This window comes from Bacillus salipaludis (assembly GCF_030938565.1).
Taxonomy (GTDB): domain Bacteria; phylum Bacillota; class Bacilli; order Bacillales; family Cytobacillaceae; genus Neobacillus; species Neobacillus salipaludis_A.
The window spans coordinates 2,428,434-2,447,847 of sequence record NZ_JAVGVR010000001.1; the positions used below are offsets into that span (position 1 = coordinate 2,428,434).

Below are 19,414 nucleotides of genomic sequence, written 5' to 3' on the forward strand. Positions count from 1 at the left end.
CAAAAACTAACTTGGTAATTTCCACATGTGCCCCACACCATTCCAATATGATATAATAGTTTGTCGAAGATACTCGAAATGATGAAAACGTGGAGGTCATTATGGCAGCTGGATATACGCCGATGATACAACAATATTTAGCAGTAAAGGCAGATTATCAGGATGCCTTTTTATTTTTTCGCTTAGGCGATTTTTATGAAATGTTCTTTGATGATGCTATTAAAGCATCGCAAGAATTAGAGATTACGTTAACGAGCCGGGAAGGCGGGACGGAAGACCGGATTCCGATGTGCGGCGTTCCGTACCATTCTGCGGCCAACTATATTGAACAATTAATCGGTAAGGGCTATAAAGTAGCCATTTGTGAACAAACCGAAGACCCGAAACAGGCCAAAGGGGTTGTCCGCCGTGAAGTCGTGCAGCTGATCACCCCTGGGACCGTGATGGAGGGAAAAGGGTTATCAGATAAAGAGAACAACTATATTGCTTCGATTACCGCTTTTGATGATCAAACCTATGGTTTTGCCTACAACGATATTTCAACAGGTGAAAGCAAAGTAACATTACTTTCAAACAACTTTGAAGAAGTACTCAATGAAATCGCAGTATTAAGTGCCAAAGAAGTAGTAGTGAGGAGCGATTTTGCTGGGGATCTTCAAAAGAAAATGCGTGAACGAGATGTTTTGGCGATTTCTTTTGAGGATAATAGTTCAATAGAAATGAATTTTGCTGGGCTGCTGGAGGACTTAAACCAAGATAAATTGAAACAAACTGCAGCAAGGCTTTTTAACTATTTGTACCGCTCGCAAAAGCGCAGCCTCGACCATCTTCAACCCGTGACAACTTATCAAATCCATCAATATATGAAAATTGATTATTATTCAAAGCGAAATCTTGAGTTAACAGAAACCATCCGTTCAAAAGGGAAAAAAGGATCCTTATTATGGCTTTTGGATGAAACGATGACCGCAATGGGGGGCCGCATGCTCAAGCACTGGATTGACAGGCCTTTGATTAATAAAGAGGAAATTGTGCATCGACATACCCTTGTTGATGTCCTGATTAATCACTATTTTGAGCGCCAAGAGCTTCGTGAAAAAATGAAAGAAGTTTACGACCTAGAACGTTTAGCAGGCCGCGTTGCGTTCGGGAATGTAAATGCTAGGGACTTAGTCCAATTAAAACGTTCCCTGCTCCAAGTCCCATTTTTAAAACAAATCTTACAAAACATGCAAAACCAAGAAATGATTCAAATTGCGGAATCTCTTGATCCTTGTGAAGAAGTAACCGATTTGTTAGAGCAGGCGATTGTCGAAAATCCGCCGCTTTCGTTAAAAGAAGGAAACATCATCCGCGATGGTTATCATGAACAATTGGATCAATACCGGGATGCGAGCCGCAACGGGAAAACGTGGATTGCCCAATTGGAACGGGAAGAGCGTGAAAAGACGGGCATTAAATCCTTGAAGGTCGGTTATAATCGCGTTTTTGGCTATTATATAGAAGTAACCCGTGCGAATCTGCATCTGTTACAAGAAGGGCAGTACGAACGGAAACAAACGTTAACAAATGCTGAACGATTTATTACACCGGAATTAAAGGAAAAAGAAGCGTTAATTTTACAAGCGGAAGAAAAATGTGGGGAGCTCGAATATGAGCTATTTACCGAAATTCGTGAAATTGTAAAAGAGCAAATCCCAAGGCTGCAGGCTTTGGCTAAAGCAGTCAGCGAGCTCGATGTCCTACAGTGCTTTGCACAGGTAAGCGAGGAGCGCCGTTATGTGAAACCGAAATTTTCAGATGAACGTCGTGTTGTGATTAAGGATGGCCGTCACCCGGTTGTCGAAAAAGTTCTCAACTCACAAGAATATGTTCCGAATGACTGCTTTATGGATGGTGATCGCGAAGTTCTTCTCATCACAGGACCAAACATGTCCGGTAAAAGTACGTACATGCGTCAAATTGCGTTAACGGCAATTCTTGCGCAGATTGGCTGTTATGTACCGGCAGAGGAAGCTGTCCTGCCGATTTTTGATCAAGTGTTTACCCGGATCGGGGCGGCAGATGATTTAATTTCTGGGCAGAGTACATTCATGGTAGAAATGCTTGAAGCCAGAAATGCGATTGTCAATGCAACACAAAACAGCTTGATTCTGTTTGATGAAATCGGCCGCGGAACTTCCACATATGATGGAATGGCGTTGGCACAAGCGATCATTGAATATATTCATACCCGAATTGGGGCGAAAACACTTTTTTCAACGCATTATCATGAACTAACCGTTTTAGAAGAAGAACTATCCAAATTGAAAAATATTCATGTTAGTGCGATTGAGCATAATGGCAAGGTAGTTTTCCTTCATAAAATTAAAGAAGGACCTGCGGATAAGAGTTACGGGATTCATGTAGCCCAGTTGGCGGAACTGCCGCCGGAATTGATTGATCGGGCAAATGAGATATTGACGGCGTTAGAGCAGCCGGATATTCAGGCAATTCCAAGGAAATCGGAGGCTCATGTAATTCAGGCTGCTCCGGCAAAACCTGATACAGTGGTGGAACAGCCGGCCCAGTTATCCTTTTTCGACGAACCTGCTGAGAAGAAGAAAACAGACCTATCTTCAAAAGAAAAACGTGTGTTAGATAAAATTAAAGAAATAGATTTATTGGATGTAACACCACTTCAGGCGATTAATTTGTTGTACGAGCTCCATAAAAAGTTGAAATAGGGGGTGACGTAAATGGGCAAGATTATTCAATTGGATGATATCCTGTCCAATAAAATTGCCGCGGGAGAAGTTGTTGAACGACCTGCATCTGTTGTAAAAGAGTTAGTGGAAAATGCGATTGATGCCGGAAGTACGGTAATTGAAATTGAGGTTGAAGAAGCGGGTCTTGCGAAAATCCGTATTACGGATAATGGCTACGGGATTGAAGAAGACGATGTGTTAATCGCATTTCAGCGCCATGCCACAAGTAAAATTAAGAATGAAAGTGACCTCTTCCGAATCCGGACACTAGGGTTCCGCGGCGAAGCCCTGCCAAGTATCGCATCCGTTGCAAGGTTAGAGATGAAAACTTCAACAGGAGAAGGTGCCGGAAATCGAGTCTTAATTGAAGGCGGAAAGGTCGAAGTGTTTGAAAAAGCATCAAGCCGCCGCGGTACTGATATCACGATTACGGATTTATTTTTCAACACGCCTGCTCGCTTGAAATATATGAAAACCATCCACACTGAGCTTGGGAATATTACGGATGTGGTCAATCGTTTGGCGCTTTCGCATCCAGAGGTGGCCTTTCGCTTAATTCATAATGAACGGAAATTGCTGCAAACGAACGGAAACGGTGATGTTCGTCAAGTTTTGGCGTCCATATATGGTCTAGGGATTGCTAAACAGTTGGTGCCAATAACAGGAACGTCACTTGATTATAAAATTAGCGGTTTTGCTTCCATGCCGGAAGTAACGCGGGCATCACGAAACTATATCTCAACGATGATCAATGGACGTTTTATTAAAAACTATCCATTGGCGAAGGCCATTCAAGAAGGCTATCATACATTGCTGCCGATTGGGCGCTTTCCGATTGTCCTTCTAAACATTGAGATGGATCCACTGCTGGTTGATGTGAACGTGCACCCTTCGAAAATGGAGGTTAGGATTAGTAAGGAAGCGGAGTTAAATGAGCTGGTGACATCGATCATCAAAGAGATGTTTAAATCGAAGATTCTAATTCCTACTGCTTATACGGTTGCAAAAAAAGAACTGCCGAAGTCGGAGCAGACTTCATTGGTTCTGGATGAGGGAACAAGGGAAATACCAGCAGCGAAGGTAATGGAGCCGCAGCCTATTCCGGCTCCGGTAATTCAAGAAACCCGACCTCGGCTGGAACCATCATTTTTTAATCATCCGATTCAAAAAGAACCGGAAACCTGGGATTTTCCAGAATCGTTTAAAGAATTTCATGAAGAACCTGTCGAGCAGGAGATGGAAGAAGATACGTTCTGCGAACCGCCTGAGGTTGAAGAGCAAAATGAAAGCCGGGTTCCGCGAATGTACCCGATTGGGCAAATGCACGGAACGTATATTTTTGCCCAAAATGAAAATGGCTTATATATAATCGATCAGCATGCCGCCCAGGAGCGGTTAAAGTATGAATACTTCCGTGAAAAGGTTGGACAGGTTGCTTCTGAATTGCAGGAAATGCTGGTTCCGTTAACCTTTGAATATTCCACAGATGACTTTTTAAAGATCAATGAAAACATCCATGAACTTGAAAATGTCGGTGTTTTTCTTGAAGAGTTTGGATTAAATAGTTTTATTGTCCGTTCTCACCCGCAATGGCTGCCAAAGGGTGAGGAGAAGGAAATCATTGAAGAGATGATTGAGCAGCTGCTTTCGATGAAAAAGGTGGATATAAAAAAATTGCGCGAGGAAGCGGCAATCATGATGAGCTGTAAGGCATCCATTAAAGCCAACCGGCATTTGCGCAATGATGAAATTCAGGCATTGCTTGATGATTTGAGGAAAGCATCGGACCCGTTTACGTGTCCGCATGGAAGACCGATCATTGTGCATTATTCCTCATATGATATGGAGAAGATGTTTAAACGGGTGATGTAAGAAGAGCCAGGCGATTCGCCTGGCTCTTTAATATTAAGGCTGTGTTAAAGGACAATGTTGATTTTGAACAGCGTTGATTGGAGCGGAAGGCACGAAGACTCCTGTGGGAGTACGGGACAGGAGAGACCTCGCAGGAGCGAAGCGACAAGGAGGCTCCCACGAACCGCTTGTGCCTGGAGCGTAAATAAACAACCAGGTTTAACAGAGCCAATATTAAAAAAATTTATACTTAGCAGGTTATGGGGAAACGAATATTGAATATAATTATGTTTGGATTTGATTCGAGCATAATTTTAAGGATTGTCGAGGGAAAAAACATGAAAACACAACTAAGAGCGGATTTAATGCTTCTTATGATTACATTTTTTTGGGGGGCGTCTATTTTACTTACGAAGATTGCGCTCTATCATATGGAAGAATATAATTTAATCGCCTTGCGCTTTATGATTGCATTTCTTGTATCAGGGCTTGTATTCTATAAACACTTATTAAAAATTAATTTTCAAACAGTAAAATATGCCTTTATTTTAGCAGCTATTTTGTTTTTTGTTTATGTTTTTGCTACTTTCGGTACAAAGTATACATCCGTTTCGAATGCCGGTTTTTTAATGAGTTTAACCGTCATTTTTATTCCGGTTATAATAACCCTATTTTTAAAACAAAAGCCTGAAAAAAAAGTTGTATGGGCGATCGCTTTATCGCTATGTGGTATAGGGCTTTTAACATTGAATAATCAATTCAAAATAGCAAACGGTGATTTATTATGTATCCTTTGTGCTTTATTTTATGCAGTTCATATTATTGTTACGGGAAAGATAGCAGGAAATGTTAATCCTATTTCTATAGGAGTCTTGCAGCTTGGTTTTGTTGGAGTTTTTAGTACCATTTTCTCCTTAATTATGGAAACGCCTAAATTGCCGGACAATCCGGAAGCATGGTTTTCCACTCTTGTCTTAAGTATTTTTTGTACAGGTATACCTTTTATTGTTCAAATCATTGCACAACAATATACTACCCCCACTCATGCTGGCCTTATTTTTACTTTAGAACCTGTTTTTTCTTCAGGATTTGCATTCATTTTTACTGGGGAAACTCTTTCAAACAAAGGTTACCTGGGTGCAATGCTATTATTAATCAGTGTGCTGATTGGCGAATTAGATTTTAAAAGTCTTTTAAAAGTAAATTATAGGAAAAATATTGAGTAAGTATAATGCAATAAGTCAGGCAGTTTGCCTGGCTTTTTGTATGCGTTGTATATTTTACTCACTATTTGCAGTAAATTAAACAATCAGCGATACTTCATGTGAGGTATCGCTTTTTCATTCCAAAATTTAGAAAAAATAAATGACACTTTTAATTCCTCTGATGTTAAAATATAGAAAAAAGTATTTTGGAGGTTTATATGTTTGCGGGGGATTTTATGTTTCAGTTTGCGCCTATTTTTATAGGAGTGATATTTATCATCGTTATTTCTACAATTTTGTTTACTATTGTAAAAGGAATAACACAGTGGAATAAAAATAATCATTCTCCAAAATTAAACGTAAATGCACGAGTAGTTGCAAAAAGAACTGCAGTACGTGGGGGTGGAGAAACTAGGGCCCATAGTGATTATTTTGTAACATTTGAAGTTGAAAGTGGAGACCGAATGGAACTTGAGGTAAAAGATGATGACTTCGGTATGCTTGTTGAAGGAGATCAAGGCGAGTTAACGTTTCAGGGAACAAGATATCTTGGGTTTATTCGCTCTGCTAATGTTAAAGAAGTACTGTAACAGACAAAGCTGCCTTGTGGTGGCTTTTCTTCTTGAAAAACAATTGAATTTTTGTTAACCATAATTTTGCATAAAAGAAAGGAAATCTTATAAAAAAAGGAGTGTATAATTTGGGATTCATTTTTGGATTAGGAATAGTATCGCTAATTTTTTTTGTAATAGTATCCATTTTATCGATAGAAAAACAGTTGCGGCAGCTAATAGGACAAACGAAAGAATAGTTGATTTGTTAAAACAAATCAAGAATGGCAAGGACACTGGAGTTTGAATATTACTATTATACGGATTCGAAAATTTTTTCGTCGAACTAATAAGTATGTTGGCATAGGTGGGGAAATATGTTTAAATGAATTTGAAATATTGAATTATTTTTAAGGGGGACGGAAATGCCACCAATTGTATCTGATGCCCACAAAGAGAACAGAAAGAAAGAAATCTTGAATAGTGCCTTCGTGTGTTTTGCCAAAAAAGGATTTCAAGAGGCAACCATTAATGATATTGTTGAACATTCAGGAATCAGTAAGGGAGCCATTTATAATTATTTTAAAAGCAAAGATGAAATTTATTTGGAATTGATGAGTAATCAAACTGTTCAAGTATATGAGAATAAGAAACTGGAATTATCGAAAAAAAAATCAGCGATTGAAAAATTAAATTTCTGGTTTGATGCTTACCTTGAAATGGATCCTTTTTTGGAAGAAAATAAAGCGCATTTCGCGATTCATATTGAGTTTAAGCTTCATGCATCAAGGAATCCGGAGTTAATGGAAGTTCTAAACGAGCGCCGCCATAAATATTTTGTTAGGGAAATTGCCGAGATTATTTCAGAGGGGCAGATGGCTGGTGAGATTAAGCAAAATGTTCAGCCTGAAGTATTTGCAGATTTATTTTGGTCCGTTATAGATGGAGTAGTTTCTCAAACGATTGTATACAAAGATTATCCATATCAACAGACAATAAACGAAGTGAAGGAAATGTATTTACAAAGAATAATGACTACTTCTTAAATTTTTTTGTGTACAGCTAAAGGAATGTTGAAAAATTTGGAAGTTCAAATTAAAATAAACCTAACAGTCGGTTTTTTAAAGGTTAAGTTTATTTTTTTACCCTATAAATAAACCGTCTGGTCGTTTTTTTTAAAATAGGCACTTACAAGCGGGTGTTATTACCTGAAGGAGGCAATCGTATGAACAGGGTCGACATTTCAATTTAGTGTTCATCGCCCATATGAAGCCCACTTTCCCAGGCTCATCAACGAGATTTGGTGTTCATCGCCCATATGAAGCCCACTTTCCCAGGCTCATTAACGGTATTTGGTGTTCATCGCCCATATGAAGCCCGCTTTCCTAGGCTCATTAACGGTATTTGGTGTTCATCGCCCATATGAAGCCCACTTTCCTAGGCTCATTAACGGTATTTGGTGTTCATCGCCCATATGAAGCCCACTTTCCCAGGCTCATCAACGAGATTTGGTGTTCATCGCCCATATGAAGCCCATTTTCACATGCTCATTAACGGGATTTGGTGTTCATTGCCCATATGAAGCCCACTTTCCCAGGCTCATCAACGGTATTTGGTGTTCATCGCCCATATGAAGCCCGCTTTCCTAGGCTCATTAACGGTATTTGGTGTTCATCGCCCATATGAAGCCCACTTTCCTAGGCTCATTAACGGTATTTGGTGTTCATCGCCCATATGAAGCCCACTTTCCCAGGCTCATCAACGAGATTTGGTGTTCATCGCCCATATGAAGCCCATTTTCACATGCTCATTAACGGGATTTGGTGTTCATCGTCCCCATGAAGTCCATTTCCATCAGGATCATCCATGAACGTTGTGCTTCATGAAGATCATTAGAAATTTCCTACATTGTTGGAACATTTTCAAGACAGATTCATAGAATTAAAATAAACCGTCTGGTCGTTTTATTTATAAAAGAGCAAATGGCAAAGGAGGGAAAGAACAGTGCCGCCTTATGAATACCAAATATTTCTTGAAACCAAAAAAAAGGAATTGGAAAGAAAAGCGGAGAATGCCTGGATCCATTTAAATCATTACCCTCAAAAACACCAAGACGCAATTTCCGAAGATAAATATTATGGATTATTAATCAAAATAATGAGGCTTCTAAAATGATCTTATTAATTAAAAAAGAAGACGTTTGAACAATTCTAGTTCTGAACGTCTTCTTCCGCTTGAAACCATAAGCAATATTAATATGTTAATCCATGACCAAAAGGAATTTCCCTAATCTCGAATTCTTGAACTACACTATAAAACGCCCACATACAATTAGCATTTCATCACCGTAGCTAATCCTTAATAATCAACCCCATTAATGCAGCAAATTGAATCGCCTGATAAGATGAAACTTTACACCCTTTTAAATCATCCATTGCTACAGCCAGTGTATTAAAATTAGAGGTGCTGATGTCGATTCCCTTTAGGGATGTTTGATCAAAGTTTGCCTCGTCAATATTAGATAATTGAAACTCGATATTTTTAAGTTTACAGTTAAAAAAATCTGTGGTTTTTAATGAAGAGTCCTGGAAGCTTACTTTTTCCAGCTTGGAATCTCCGAATGTTGTTAAGTTTAAGACGGAATTTTCAAATTGAACATTTCCAAAACGAGAGTCCGTAAAATCGACACCTAATAATTTACTATTTTTAAAGACGACTCTGTGAATAGACGACTTGCTCAAATTGGCGTTCGATAAATCGCAGTTCTCGAAGACAACATCCGTTATATCGATATTTTGAAAATCGGTGTGGTTAAACCTACTATTCTTAATCACCATATTAGATAGACGTGCTCTGCTAACCGTTTCGTTTTCAAAAACGGAATCAACAATTTTACACATTTCCAATTCAGGGTCTTCTTCATAAAAAATATCTTGGAAATTCCTAGTAGGTAATTCATCTGAAAGTTTTGGTAATTCAATCTTCATTTACAATGCCTCACTTATTCAATAATTTGTTAAATTAAAAATATAATTTTTTTCCAATAAAAAGTGGCATGGAACCGTCTACTCTATGAAAGGAGGCCTAAAATGGTTCACACGAATATAAAACAATCGGAAATGCCCATTGATAACTTAGCAGAATTTAAGCAATTATTCAATGCACATAAAAAACATGTTTTTGCAATGGCCTTATCGATACTTAGAGACTTTGAAATGGCTGAAGATGTGCTGCAGGAAGTGTATATCAAACTTTTTCAGCATATGAAACATCAAAGGATTTCAAATGTGAAAGCATGGTTGTTAACAGTATCCAGGAATACAGCATTAGATCTTTATCGAAAGAAAAAACGGGAAATTACGGGATTTGATGGTGATTATTTCGAAAGGCTGCAATCTATTTCGGAGGATCCTATAGACAAAATGGTTTTATCCAAATACTTAGAATTGCTTAATCAAGAGGAGAGGCAAATCGTCATCTTGAAGGATATCTCGGGAATGAAGCATAGAGAAATTGCCAAAATCACAGAAATGCCGTTAGGAACAGTTCTTTGGAAATATAACGTGGCCATGAAAAAACTTCGAAAAGGAATAGAGTAGGGAGGAATGGTGTTGAAGAAGGAAAAAATTCTGAAGCACTTGGACAATGCAATAGAAAAGCAGGTACCGGATATTTGGAATGAAGTACAGAATAAGGTACATAGGACAGACAACCTAGGATATCAAGGAGATATTATAATGCAAAATAATGTCACGGCCAAAAACAAAAAAAGAGGTCTATATAAAAGAATAACTATTGCTGCTGCCATTTGCCTAATTACCGTATCAACTTTAACTTTTACCCCCGCATTGGCAGCTATTCAAGAGGCATTGGATAAAATATTTTCAAGTAAACATATTGATGATTCAGGTTTAAAAATGGCGATTAACGAAGGACACGGCCAAACGGTAAATCAAACTTATTATGATAAGAAACATGATATAACCGTGCGCTTTGAGAGTGTTTTAACAGATGATAAGGAGACAAAACTCTTATTAACCTATCAAAGTAAAAAAACAAATTTAAAGCATTATTATGTCGACATTTTTGAGGGGAAAAGCTCAATCAAATTGATGGTTGGTAATACACCAAAAAAACGATTACATTCTGTTGGATGGGGCAGTAGGTATTATGATGCAAAGGAAAATAAAGTGGTCGAAGCCGAATCATTTGATTCAATAAAAGAATATGAAGGGCAAAATATTCGTTTGGAAATTGAAAATTTAACCATATATGATGATCAAAAAACAGGTGAAGTAAAAACCATATGGCCGCTTGAGTTTAAACTAGGCGAATCCGCAATTTCAACAAGGGAAACAGTAAATGTAGATAAAGATTTCACGTTTGAAAACCAAAATTACAGGATTAAGCAAGTTGAGTTTTCAGCGATGGAAACAAGAGTGGTCATTACGGGTTCTGATACTAAACTTATCACTGAAAATGGTGAAAAATACCACGTGATGAGTAAATTGGAAAATCAATTCCTACATGCAAGGAAATTTAATAAAAAATACGGTTATATCGTTGATAAGAAAAAATCTGGTGTGTTTTTAAGATCAGCTGGTAAAAGGGTGGATCCCATTTTTAGTAAAGGTGAGGTACAGGGAGCAGATGACGAATACATTATGTTTTTTGCTCCGGTTAAGGACCGCCAAAACTGTGTGCTTGAAGTTGGAGAGGGTATTAAAATTCCATTGAAGAAGTAAATAATGATTAGATAGGGCTTGGCAGCGCCAGGCTCTAATTTTTTTGAAGGTGGTTTTGAATATAGTATAATGCAGGAAAAGAGGTGATCGTATCCTAGCTATTATATTTTGGACCATAATAATTGTTTGTTTTATCTTCAGTTTTGTTGGGCTTGTTTATCCGATTATTCCGTCCGTTTTGCTGATATGGGGTGGTGTCCTGCTGTATCAATTCGGTATTAATTCAAATGAACTTTCCTGGGTTTCGTGGACCATGCTTGTGATCCTTACTATTTTATTATTTTTAGCGGATTATTTGGCGAATCTTCACTTTGTGGACAAAGCGGGGGGATCCAAGTGGGGGATGCGGGCAGCTACAATCGGATTAATTGTCGGCAGCTTTATCATTCCTCCTTTTGGTGTTATTTTAGTTCCTTTTGTTTTGGTCTTGATTGCCGAATTAGTGCAAAAGAAAACGTTCCAGGGTTCGATAAAAGTGGCGTTTGCTACATTAATTGCTTTTTTAAGCGGAACTTTTGCAAAAGCATTTATTCAGTTAATTATGATTGTTGTCTTTATATTGGATGTAGTTTTTTAGGAATTTGTTGTTTAATCATTAATTGAGTGTTTCAAGTAAAAATTTAAAAGTGGCAAATATCCAGATAATCCGGCAAATAAATCATCCAAACGGGTCAAAAAAATGAGGTGCAAATTAAAAGGGTCGAAACCATCACAGATTTCGACCCTCTAAAATTATTTATTTCGCCGCAGTTTGCAGCATTTTAATATATTTCAGTGATTTTCCAGTACCAATTGCAACTGATTCAAGTGGATTTGACGCAAGGGAAACCGGAACAAATATCTCCTTACTCAACCATTCTTCCATTCCATTCATTAAGGCGCCGCCACCTGTTAAAATCACGCCTCGGTCAACGATATCACCGCTCAGCTCTGCAGGGCAGTCCTCAAGCGTTGCCCGAATTGCTTCTAAAATTTGTAATAATGACTCTTTCATAGCATTACGAATTTCATAGGATGATAGTTTCACCGTTTTTGGCAATCCAGTCACTAAATCTCGTCCACGGACATCCATGAATTTTTCTTCATGATCAATCAGGGCATAGCCAATTTCCATTTTAATATTTTCAGCTGTTCTTTCCCCAATTAGCACATTATATACTTTACGTACGTGTTGAATAATTTCTTCGTCAAGACGGTCACCGCCCACTTTAATGGAGTGACAAGCCACGACGCCGCCAAAGGAGATAATGGCAACCTCGGTATTTCCACCGCCAATGTCTACGACAACATTTGCTACCGGTTCATCGACCGGCAAACCTGCACCAATCGCTGCAGCCACTGGTTCTTCGATTAAGCTTATTTTTTTTGCACCTGCGTTCCGAACAGCATCATGAATCGCTCTTCGCTCAACACTGGTCGATCCAGACGGGATACAAACCACGACATTTGGTTTACGGATGGAAAAACCGCCTATTTTAGCAGCTTTCTTCATAACTGCTTTTAGCATATCGGTGGTTACATCATAGTCTGCAATGACCCCATCCTTTAACGGGCGGATTGCGACAATTTTTTCCGGGGTTTTCCCAATCATTTGTTTTGCCTCGGTACCTACTGCCACTACTTGCTTCGTAGTGGTATCAATTGCCACCACGGAGGGTTCATTTAAGGCAATTCCCTTGTTTTTTGTATATACCAATATATTAGCAGTTCCTAAATCAATACCAATTTCTGATGTAGATAACATGTTTTTTTCACCTTTTTCTCTAGTATTCTTACAGAATAACCTACGAATACCCTACCACGAATTTGGGGGTAATTTGTCGATTGTAAATGAAACGTTACCCATTTGTAATGTTAATGAACAAGCCTGCTTTATTGGAAATATATTTGTCATAAAAAATTCACTTTGAAATAATGCATAGAAAGGTTATTTTTTGATTATACTTATTTGATGTTCAACTGCTTTTTAAATATGTGTTACGATAGGAACGTGAAGGAGTAATCTTTCACTCAAAATGGAATAAGGGCAGTGTGAAAAGATTGGATTCAAAACAAAAGTTATTAGTCATTATTGGGCCGACAGCAGTTGGGAAAACGAAGCTTAGCATTGAAATGGCGAAAAGGTTTGAGGGGGAAATTATCTCGGGTGACTCCATGCAGATTTACCGTGGAATGGATATTGGTACTGCAAAAATAAAGCTCGAAGAAATGGAAGGGATTCCGCACCACCTTATTGACATTCGCGAGCCGGATGAAAGCTTTTCTGTTGCGGAATTTCAACAACTCGTTCGTGCCAAAATCAGTGAGATTGCAGAAAAAGGTAAGCTTCCCATCATTGTCGGGGGTACCGGACTTTACATACAGTCTGTCATTTATGATTACCAATTTTCCGATGCAGCTGCCGATGAGGAGTTCCGCCTGCAGCTGGAAGAAAGAGCGAAGAATGAAGGTGTTGAGGTACTTCACCAGGAATTAACCCAGATTGATCCGGAGAGTGCTGGGCAAATTCATCCAAACAATGTTAGGCGGGTTATTCGGGCACTCGAAATTTATCACTGCACTGGAAAAAAGATGAGTGATGTGCAAAGCGAACAACAGCCGGACCTTCTATATGAGACAGCGCTTATTGGATTATCAATGGACCGAGAGATACTTTATAAGCGAATTAATATGCGTGTCGATTTAATGATGGAGGAAGGGCTTTTAACAGAAGTTAAACAGCTCCATGACCAAGAACTAAGGGATTGCCAGTCAATCCAAGCCATTGGCTATAAGGAAATTTATGATTACCTTGATGGAAAAATCAGCCTCGAACAGGCTGTTGAAAACCTCAAACAAAATTCACGCCGCTATGCAAAAAGGCAGTTAACTTGGTTTCGAAACAAGATGAGTGTACAATGGTTTGATGTAACAGAAGTGCAGAATTTCCCGAAAAAATTAACGGAAATTTCACATTATGTTGAAGGAAAGCTACAAGTAAAATCGAATACATATTAGTAGAGATAAAAGAGGAGGATATACTAATGAAAACAACCATTAATATTCAGGATCAATTTTTAAACCAATGCCGGAAGGATAACACCCATGTAACCGTATTCCTATTGAACGGTTTCCAATTAAGGGGTCAAATCAAAGGCTTTGATAATTTTACCGTCCTGTTTGAGTCGGAAGGAAAGCAGCAATTAGTTTATAAGCATGCTATTTCAACCTTTGCTCCGCAAAGAAATGTTCAACTTGATTTGAATGCTGAATAAAATCCAAATATAAATTTGAGCCCAAATCTCTGGGCTCTTTTTTATTTTTCAAAATAAAATGTATAAAAACTGAATACACATAGATTGAGGGAATAATGATTATTTTGAGAGCAGACTGTTTTTCAGATTGAGAGGTGAAAGCTTTGGATCAACAATTCAGAGAGAAAAGTAACGGTCAAATAAGAGTTGTCCTCAACACACAAAAGAAAAAAAACATTCCAAAAAAAATGCCTGACTTTCAAGTTGTTCCAAAGGAAATCCCCCCCGAGCATTCGGCTTTAATTGAAATAGAGGAAGAGCTTGGTGCTTTGGTTGGCATGGATGAAATGAAAAAAATGATAAAAGAAATCTATGCCTGGATTTATGTCAACAAAAAGCGGGAAGAAATGGGTTTAAAGGCAAAAAAACAAGCCCTTCATATGATGTTTAAAGGAAATCCCGGAACCGGAAAAACGACCGTGGCCAGATTGATTGGTAAACTTTTTCAAAAAATGAATGTTTTATCAAAGGGGCACTTAATTGAGGCGGAACGGGCTGACCTTGTCGGGGAATATATCGGTCATACTGCACAAAAAACACGCGACCTTGTGAAAAAAGCGCAGGGCGGTATTTTATTTATTGATGAAGCCTATTCCCTAGGGCGCGGCGGAGAAAAGGATTTTGGCAAAGAAGCGATTGATACGCTTGTTAAGCATATGGAGGATAAGCAGCATGAGTTTATTTTAATCCTTGCCGGTTATTCTCGGGAGATGGATTATTTTTTAACCTTAAACCCCGGTCTCCATTCGCGGTTTCCTCTTGTAATTGATTTTCCTGATTATAACATTGAGCAGTTGTTGGAAATTTCTAAACGGATGCTGGCTGAAAGAGAATATACTTTCAGTCATGAAGCGGAAAAAAAGGTAAAAGATCATTTAATTTGGGTTAAAGCGGTGTTGAGCCCGACTAGTTTTTCAAATGGCCGTTATGTGCGAAACATTATTGAAAAATCAATTCGAGCACAAGCGATGAGGCTGCTCATGTTAAATTCATATGATCGGCATGAATTAATGACGTTGCGAAGCAATGATTTGATTTTTGAGGAAGATTAGAAAGAAAGACGGAGATTCAATCCCCGTCTTTTCTTATGAACCTTTAAATTATATAATCGAAATTATCTCCATATAAATAGAAAGATGAGAAATTTTAAATATAAAAAACCTTCCTCAAATCTATGGGAAAGGATTAATAATGTTCAATTCTTCGAATCGGCAGTTTCCAATCAAAGGTATAAGAACAGACTCGTAAAACAGTCACGATTGCAAATAAGGTATACAACTCCCATGGACTAGATGTAATCTTTAAGCCAATGATGATTCCAGCTAGAATCGCCCAAACGGCATATATCTCAGCCCGTAGCACAACCGGTTTTCTTCCTGCCAATAAATCACGAATAATTCCACCGCCAATTCCTGTTAAAACAGCAGCGACAATAATCGCACTCATGGGATGGTGCATGTTAGAAGCATAGATGGCTCCTTGAATGGCGAAAGCCGAAAGTCCAATCGCGTCAAATAAATTTCCCCATTTTTGCCATTGCTTCAGTAAATTTGCAGGAAACAAAAATACCGCTAAAATGGCAATAATGGCTATTTGAAAAAGTAATCCCTGCTCCCATAGGGCCGATACAGGGACACCAATTAACAGGTTTCGAATCGCACCACCGCCAAAGGCTGTAACAATTCCTAAAATAAAAACTCCCAAAATATCATATTCTTCTTCCATTGCCACAATTGCTCCACTAACAGCAAAAGCAATTGTACCTATCATACTCAGCACTTCCCAAGTCATTTCTTCTCATATCTCCCCAAAATTTCTTTTTTCTAAAACGTTATATAAAAATAATATATTCATATAAGCAAATATGATTTTAACATTTAAAGGTAATAAATCAACTGATTTTTGGTGGAAATTAGAGAATTTTGGACTGATTTGATATGATGGGGGAAGAACTTTTCGAAAGGAAGAATGCTGATGGAATATGCGGAGACAAAGAAAACCGTTGAAAAAGCAATTCTTGTTGGATGTCAAACACAAGAGATGGACGATTTACGTTTTCAATATTCGATGGATGAATTAGCTTCCTTAACAGAGACAGCACAAGGTGAAGTCCTGATTTCGGTTGTTCAAAAACGTGAACGCATCCATCCTGCTACATACTTAGGCAAAGGGAAAGTCGAAGAATTAAAGGCATTAACGGAAGAGCTTGATGCCGATCTAGTCATTTTTAATGATGAACTTTCCCCAAGCCAAAAGAGAAATTTAGCAAGGGAAATCAGTGCCCGGATTATTGATCGAACCCAACTGATTCTTGATATCTTTGCGCAAAGGGCACGTTCTAAAGAAGGAAAATTACAGGTAGAGCTCGCACAGCTCCAATATCTTTTGCCGCGCCTAGCCGGACAGGGTACCGCTTTATCCCGTCTTGGTGCCGGAATTGGAACAAGAGGACCAGGGGAAACAAAGCTGGAGTCGGATCGGCGTCATATCCGCCGCAGGATTGATGATATTAAAGGACAGCTCGCTGTGATCGTTCAGCACCGAGACCGATACAGAGAGAGACGAAAGAAAAATAAAACCTTTCAAGTTGCCATTGTCGGCTACACGAATGCTGGAAAATCAACTTTGTTTAATCGTCTATCCGAGGCAGAGTCCTATGAGGAAAATCAGTTGTTTGCAACCCTTGATCCGATGACTCGGAAGTTAATTTTACCAAGCGGGTTCCTCGCCTTGATTACCGATACAGTTGGTTTTATACAGGATCTTCCGACCACCTTGATTGCTGCCTTTCGCTCCACATTGGAAGAGGTGAAGGAAGCAGATCTGCTGCTTCATGTTGTCGATATGTCCAATCCGGATTATTTTCATCATGAAAAAACAGTTAATAAACTGCTTGAGGACTTAGAAGTTAAAGATATCCAGCAATTAACCGTCTATAATAAAAGAGATCAGAAGCACCCGGATTTTGTTCCGACAGCTAATACCCCATCTGTTTTTATTAGTGCATTTGACAAAGAGGATCGGAATGAGCTAAAAAGAAAAATGGAAAGTGTCGTTATTGAAGTGATGGTTCCGTATCAAGTAGAAGTTCCATCTACTGAAGGAAAACTGTTGTCCTTATTAAAAAATGAAACCGTATTGCGTGATCTCAGTTTTAATGAGGAAAGTCAGCTTTACCAATGCCGGGGATATTCACTTATGGACCATCAGATTACAGGACAATTAGAGAAATTTAAAGTGTAGAATAGGAGATACAAAATGTTTCAACAGTTGAAAAATGGGGAAAAGCTTCAGCCAATTGTCAAGGAAGTGGAGAAACAAGTTGCTAAAGTACATAAATGGATTGAAGAAAGAGCTGAGGTAAATCAGTTTCGGGTGTTGCAGAGTTATCAAAAACATAAGGTAAGTGATTCGCATTTCATCCCGTCAACAGGTTACGGTTATGACGACATTGGCCGAGATACATTGGAATTAGTCTATGCTGATGTGTTCGGGGGAGAGGCAGGTCTAGTCCGCCCGCAAATTATTTCCGGTACTCACGCGATTTCCATCGCATTATTTGGAGTACTCAGGCCAGGTGATGAGCTTTTATATATGACCGGAAAACCATATGATACGCTTGAAGAAATTGTTGGGATTCGCGGAAACGGGGTCGGGTCGCTAAAAGAATTTGGGATTAGCTATGATAGTGTATCTTTAAGTAGCACGGGTTCAATTGATTGGGATTCGGTTGCAGCTAAAATCAAGCCGAATACCAAGATGATTGGTATCCAACGTTCAAAGGGCTATGCAACAAGACCATCGTTTACGATTGCGGAAATCAAAGAAATGATTGCATTTGTAAAAGAAATCAAAAGCGATGTTGTCGTGTTTGTGGACAATTGCTATGGTGAATTTGTTGAAGAATTGGAGCCATGTCATGTTGGTGCGGATCTAATGGCCGGTTCGCTGATCAAAAACCCTGGCGGTGGAATTGCCAAGACGGGTGGCTATATTGTTGGGAAAAAACAGTGGGTTGAGGCTTGTTCTTACCGAATGACTTCACCTGGTATTGGAGCGGAAGCAGGTGCTTCTCTTTACAGTCTTCAGGAAATGTATCAAGGGTTTTTCCTTGCTCCACATGTGGTAGGGGAGGCTGTGAAGGGTGCTGTATTTACCGCGGCTATGCTTGAAAAATTGGGGATGAATTCATCACCTAAATGGGATTCGGAGCGGACAGACCTGATTCAAGCGGTGCAATTTGATGACCGCGGTAAAATGGTGGCTTTCTGCCAGGCCATTCAATTTGCTTCGCCGATTAATTCACATGTCACTCCGTATCCTGCTTATATGCCTGGATATGAGGACGATGTGATTATGGCGGCCGGAACCTTTGTTCAGGGGGCTAGTATTGAGCTGACGGCAGATGGTCCAATTCGGCCACCGTATGTGGCTTATGTTCAAGGCGGTCTCACCTATTCACATGTTAAAATAGCTGTTTGCCTGGCAGTGGATCGTTTGCTGGAAAAAGGATTAATTCAACTAAATTAGCTAAAACTATGGGGGTTGCTACATGTGGCGGCCCTTTTTCGGGATTATATAATCGGACTAAGTACCCGTGAAGGGAGAAAGCGGGTTGCATGGGAACTTAGAGGTGTTCTAGGTGCCCGTGAAGGTGAGAAAGCGGGTTGCGTGGGAACTTAGAGGTGTTCTAGGTGCCGTGAAGGTAAAAAAATAGGTTGAGCGGGACACAGACAAGGTGTCATAGTGCCCGTGAAGGTGAAAAAATGGGTAGAGCGGGAACAGACAAGGTGTCATAGCGCCCGTGAAGGTGAAAAAATGGATAGAGCGGGAACAATCAGTGCCTCATAGTGCCCGTAAAGATTAAAAAATTCGTTGCTCGGAAACTAAAAAAAGCTCAAAGTACATATGAACATAAAAAATTATAGATAATGGGCTCTAATGTTTATTTTAAAATAATACCGTTACATAGTAATAACCGTCATTTTAATCTGAAAATTTTCAATGAAAAAAACCATGTAA

Annotated in this window: 16 protein-coding genes; 13 read left to right on the forward strand and 3 right to left on the reverse strand. The window is 39.0% G+C overall.

Annotated elements, in window-relative coordinates:
* Window positions 1–101 precede the first annotated feature (101 nt).
* The 5 genes from mutS to RCG21_RS11990 all read left to right on the forward strand — a co-directional run bounded on the left by mutS (window position 102) and on the right by RCG21_RS11990 (window position 7,400).
* Window positions 102–2,726: a DNA mismatch repair protein MutS gene (mutS, locus tag RCG21_RS11970; protein ID WP_133332365.1), complete on the forward strand. Its 2,625-nt coding sequence runs from the start codon at window positions 102–104 to the stop codon at window positions 2,724–2,726.
* Window positions 2,727–2,738: 12 nt separating this feature from the next.
* Entirely contained in the window at window positions 2,739–4,619 is a 1,881-nt protein-coding gene (gene mutL / locus RCG21_RS11975; protein ID WP_133332364.1) for a DNA mismatch repair endonuclease MutL, read from the forward strand.
* 317 nt (window positions 4,620–4,936) lie between these two features.
* Entirely contained in the window at window positions 4,937–5,824 is an 888-nt protein-coding gene (locus RCG21_RS11980) for a DMT family transporter (RefSeq protein ID WP_308913189.1), read from the forward strand.
* Window positions 5,825–6,021: 197 nt separating this feature from the next.
* Complete coding sequence (locus RCG21_RS11985; RefSeq protein ID WP_133332362.1) at window positions 6,022–6,393, forward strand: DUF2500 domain-containing protein; 372 nt, start codon at window positions 6,022–6,024, stop codon at window positions 6,391–6,393.
* 386 nt (window positions 6,394–6,779) lie between these two features.
* Window positions 6,780–7,400: a TetR/AcrR family transcriptional regulator gene (locus RCG21_RS11990; protein ID WP_308913190.1), complete on the forward strand. Its 621-nt coding sequence runs from the start codon at window positions 6,780–6,782 to the stop codon at window positions 7,398–7,400.
* Window positions 7,401–8,705: 1,305 nt separating this feature from the next.
* Here RCG21_RS11990 and RCG21_RS11995 read toward each other — a convergent pair.
* Window positions 8,706–9,341, reverse strand: coding sequence for a pentapeptide repeat-containing protein (locus RCG21_RS11995; RefSeq protein WP_308913191.1), 636 nt, complete (start codon window positions 9,339–9,341; stop codon window positions 8,706–8,708).
* 102 nt (window positions 9,342–9,443) lie between these two features.
* Between RCG21_RS11995 and RCG21_RS12000 the strand changes: the two genes are divergently transcribed.
* From RCG21_RS12000 to RCG21_RS12010, 3 genes are all read left to right on the forward strand, one after another.
* A complete protein-coding gene (locus RCG21_RS12000) occupies window positions 9,444–9,953 on the forward strand; it encodes an RNA polymerase sigma factor (RefSeq protein WP_308913192.1) in 510 nt (169 codons plus the stop codon).
* A gap of 12 nt (window positions 9,954–9,965) precedes the next feature.
* On the forward strand, window positions 9,966–11,099 hold the full coding sequence (locus RCG21_RS12005) for a DUF4179 domain-containing protein (protein ID WP_308913193.1): 1,134 nt from the start codon (window positions 9,966–9,968) through the stop codon (window positions 11,097–11,099).
* Between the two features lie 103 nt (window positions 11,100–11,202).
* Window positions 11,203–11,676: a DUF456 domain-containing protein gene (locus tag RCG21_RS12010; protein ID WP_504928517.1), complete on the forward strand. Its 474-nt coding sequence runs from the start codon at window positions 11,203–11,205 to the stop codon at window positions 11,674–11,676.
* A 159-nt stretch (window positions 11,677–11,835) separates the two neighbouring features.
* Here the strand turns inward: RCG21_RS12010 and mreBH are convergent, their stop codons facing one another.
* Window positions 11,836–12,843, reverse strand: coding sequence for a rod-share determining protein MreBH (gene mreBH, locus RCG21_RS12015; RefSeq protein ID WP_026574978.1), 1,008 nt, complete (start codon window positions 12,841–12,843; stop codon window positions 11,836–11,838).
* 296 nt (window positions 12,844–13,139) lie between these two features.
* Between mreBH and miaA the strand changes: the two genes are divergently transcribed.
* The 3 genes from miaA to spoVK all read left to right on the forward strand — a co-directional run bounded on the left by miaA (window position 13,140) and on the right by spoVK (window position 15,444).
* Entirely contained in the window at window positions 13,140–14,096 is a 957-nt protein-coding gene (gene miaA / locus RCG21_RS12020) for a tRNA (adenosine(37)-N6)-dimethylallyltransferase MiaA (RefSeq protein ID WP_308913194.1), read from the forward strand.
* Between the two features lie 26 nt (window positions 14,097–14,122).
* Window positions 14,123–14,353 carry an RNA chaperone Hfq gene (gene hfq, locus RCG21_RS12025; RefSeq protein WP_026574980.1) on the forward strand — a complete coding sequence of 77 codons (231 nt, stop codon included), beginning with the start codon at window positions 14,123–14,125 and terminating at the stop codon, window positions 14,351–14,353.
* 143 nt (window positions 14,354–14,496) lie between these two features.
* Entirely contained in the window at window positions 14,497–15,444 is a 948-nt protein-coding gene (gene spoVK / locus RCG21_RS12030) for a stage V sporulation protein K (protein WP_026574981.1), read from the forward strand.
* 133 nt (window positions 15,445–15,577) lie between these two features.
* Here spoVK and RCG21_RS12035 read toward each other — a convergent pair whose 3' ends face one another.
* A complete protein-coding gene (locus RCG21_RS12035; protein ID WP_133332356.1) occupies window positions 15,578–16,183 on the reverse strand; it encodes a trimeric intracellular cation channel family protein in 606 nt (201 codons plus the stop codon).
* Window positions 16,184–16,366: 183 nt separating this feature from the next.
* Here RCG21_RS12035 and hflX point away from each other — a divergent pair, with 183 nt between their 5' ends.
* Both hflX and RCG21_RS12045 read left to right on the forward strand, forming a co-directional pair.
* The gene (gene hflX, locus RCG21_RS12040) at window positions 16,367–17,635 is read left to right on the forward strand and encodes a GTPase HflX (protein WP_308913195.1); all 1,269 of its coding nucleotides are present in this window, start codon (window positions 16,367–16,369) and stop codon (window positions 17,633–17,635) included.
* Between the two features lie 15 nt (window positions 17,636–17,650).
* Complete coding sequence (locus RCG21_RS12045; protein WP_133332354.1) at window positions 17,651–18,922, forward strand: methionine gamma-lyase family protein; 1,272 nt, start codon at window positions 17,651–17,653, stop codon at window positions 18,920–18,922.
* Window positions 18,923–19,414: the final 492 nt, after the last annotated feature.

What these genes read in the sequence shown, in the direction of transcription:
- mutS (WP_133332365.1), top strand. Translation starts at nt 102, where the DNA reads ATGGCAGCTGGATATACGCCGATGATACAACAATATTTAGCAGTAAAG.
- mutL (WP_133332364.1), top strand. Translation starts at nt 2,739, where the DNA reads ATGGGCAAGATTATTCAATTGGATGATATCCTGTCCAATAAAATTGCC.
- RCG21_RS11980 (WP_308913189.1), top strand. Translation starts at nt 4,937, where the DNA reads ATGAAAACACAACTAAGAGCGGATTTAATGCTTCTTATGATTACATTT.
- RCG21_RS11985 (WP_133332362.1), top strand. Translation starts at nt 6,022, where the DNA reads ATGTTTGCGGGGGATTTTATGTTTCAGTTTGCGCCTATTTTTATAGGA.
- RCG21_RS11990 (WP_308913190.1), top strand. Translation starts at nt 6,780, where the DNA reads ATGCCACCAATTGTATCTGATGCCCACAAAGAGAACAGAAAGAAAGAA.
- RCG21_RS11995 (WP_308913191.1), bottom strand. Translation starts at nt 9,341, where the DNA reads ATGAAGATTGAATTACCAAAACTTTCAGATGAATTACCTACTAGGAAT.
- RCG21_RS12000 (WP_308913192.1), top strand. Translation starts at nt 9,444, where the DNA reads ATGGTTCACACGAATATAAAACAATCGGAAATGCCCATTGATAACTTA.
- mreBH (WP_026574978.1), bottom strand. Translation starts at nt 12,843, where the DNA reads ATGTTATCTACATCAGAAATTGGTATTGATTTAGGAACTGCTAATATA.
- hfq (WP_026574980.1), top strand. Translation starts at nt 14,123, where the DNA reads ATGAAAACAACCATTAATATTCAGGATCAATTTTTAAACCAATGCCGG.
- RCG21_RS12035 (WP_133332356.1), bottom strand. Translation starts at nt 16,183, where the DNA reads ATGACTTGGGAAGTGCTGAGTATGATAGGTACAATTGCTTTTGCTGTT.
- hflX (WP_308913195.1), top strand. Translation starts at nt 16,367, where the DNA reads ATGGAATATGCGGAGACAAAGAAAACCGTTGAAAAAGCAATTCTTGTT.
- RCG21_RS12045 (WP_133332354.1), top strand. Translation starts at nt 17,651, where the DNA reads ATGTTTCAACAGTTGAAAAATGGGGAAAAGCTTCAGCCAATTGTCAAG.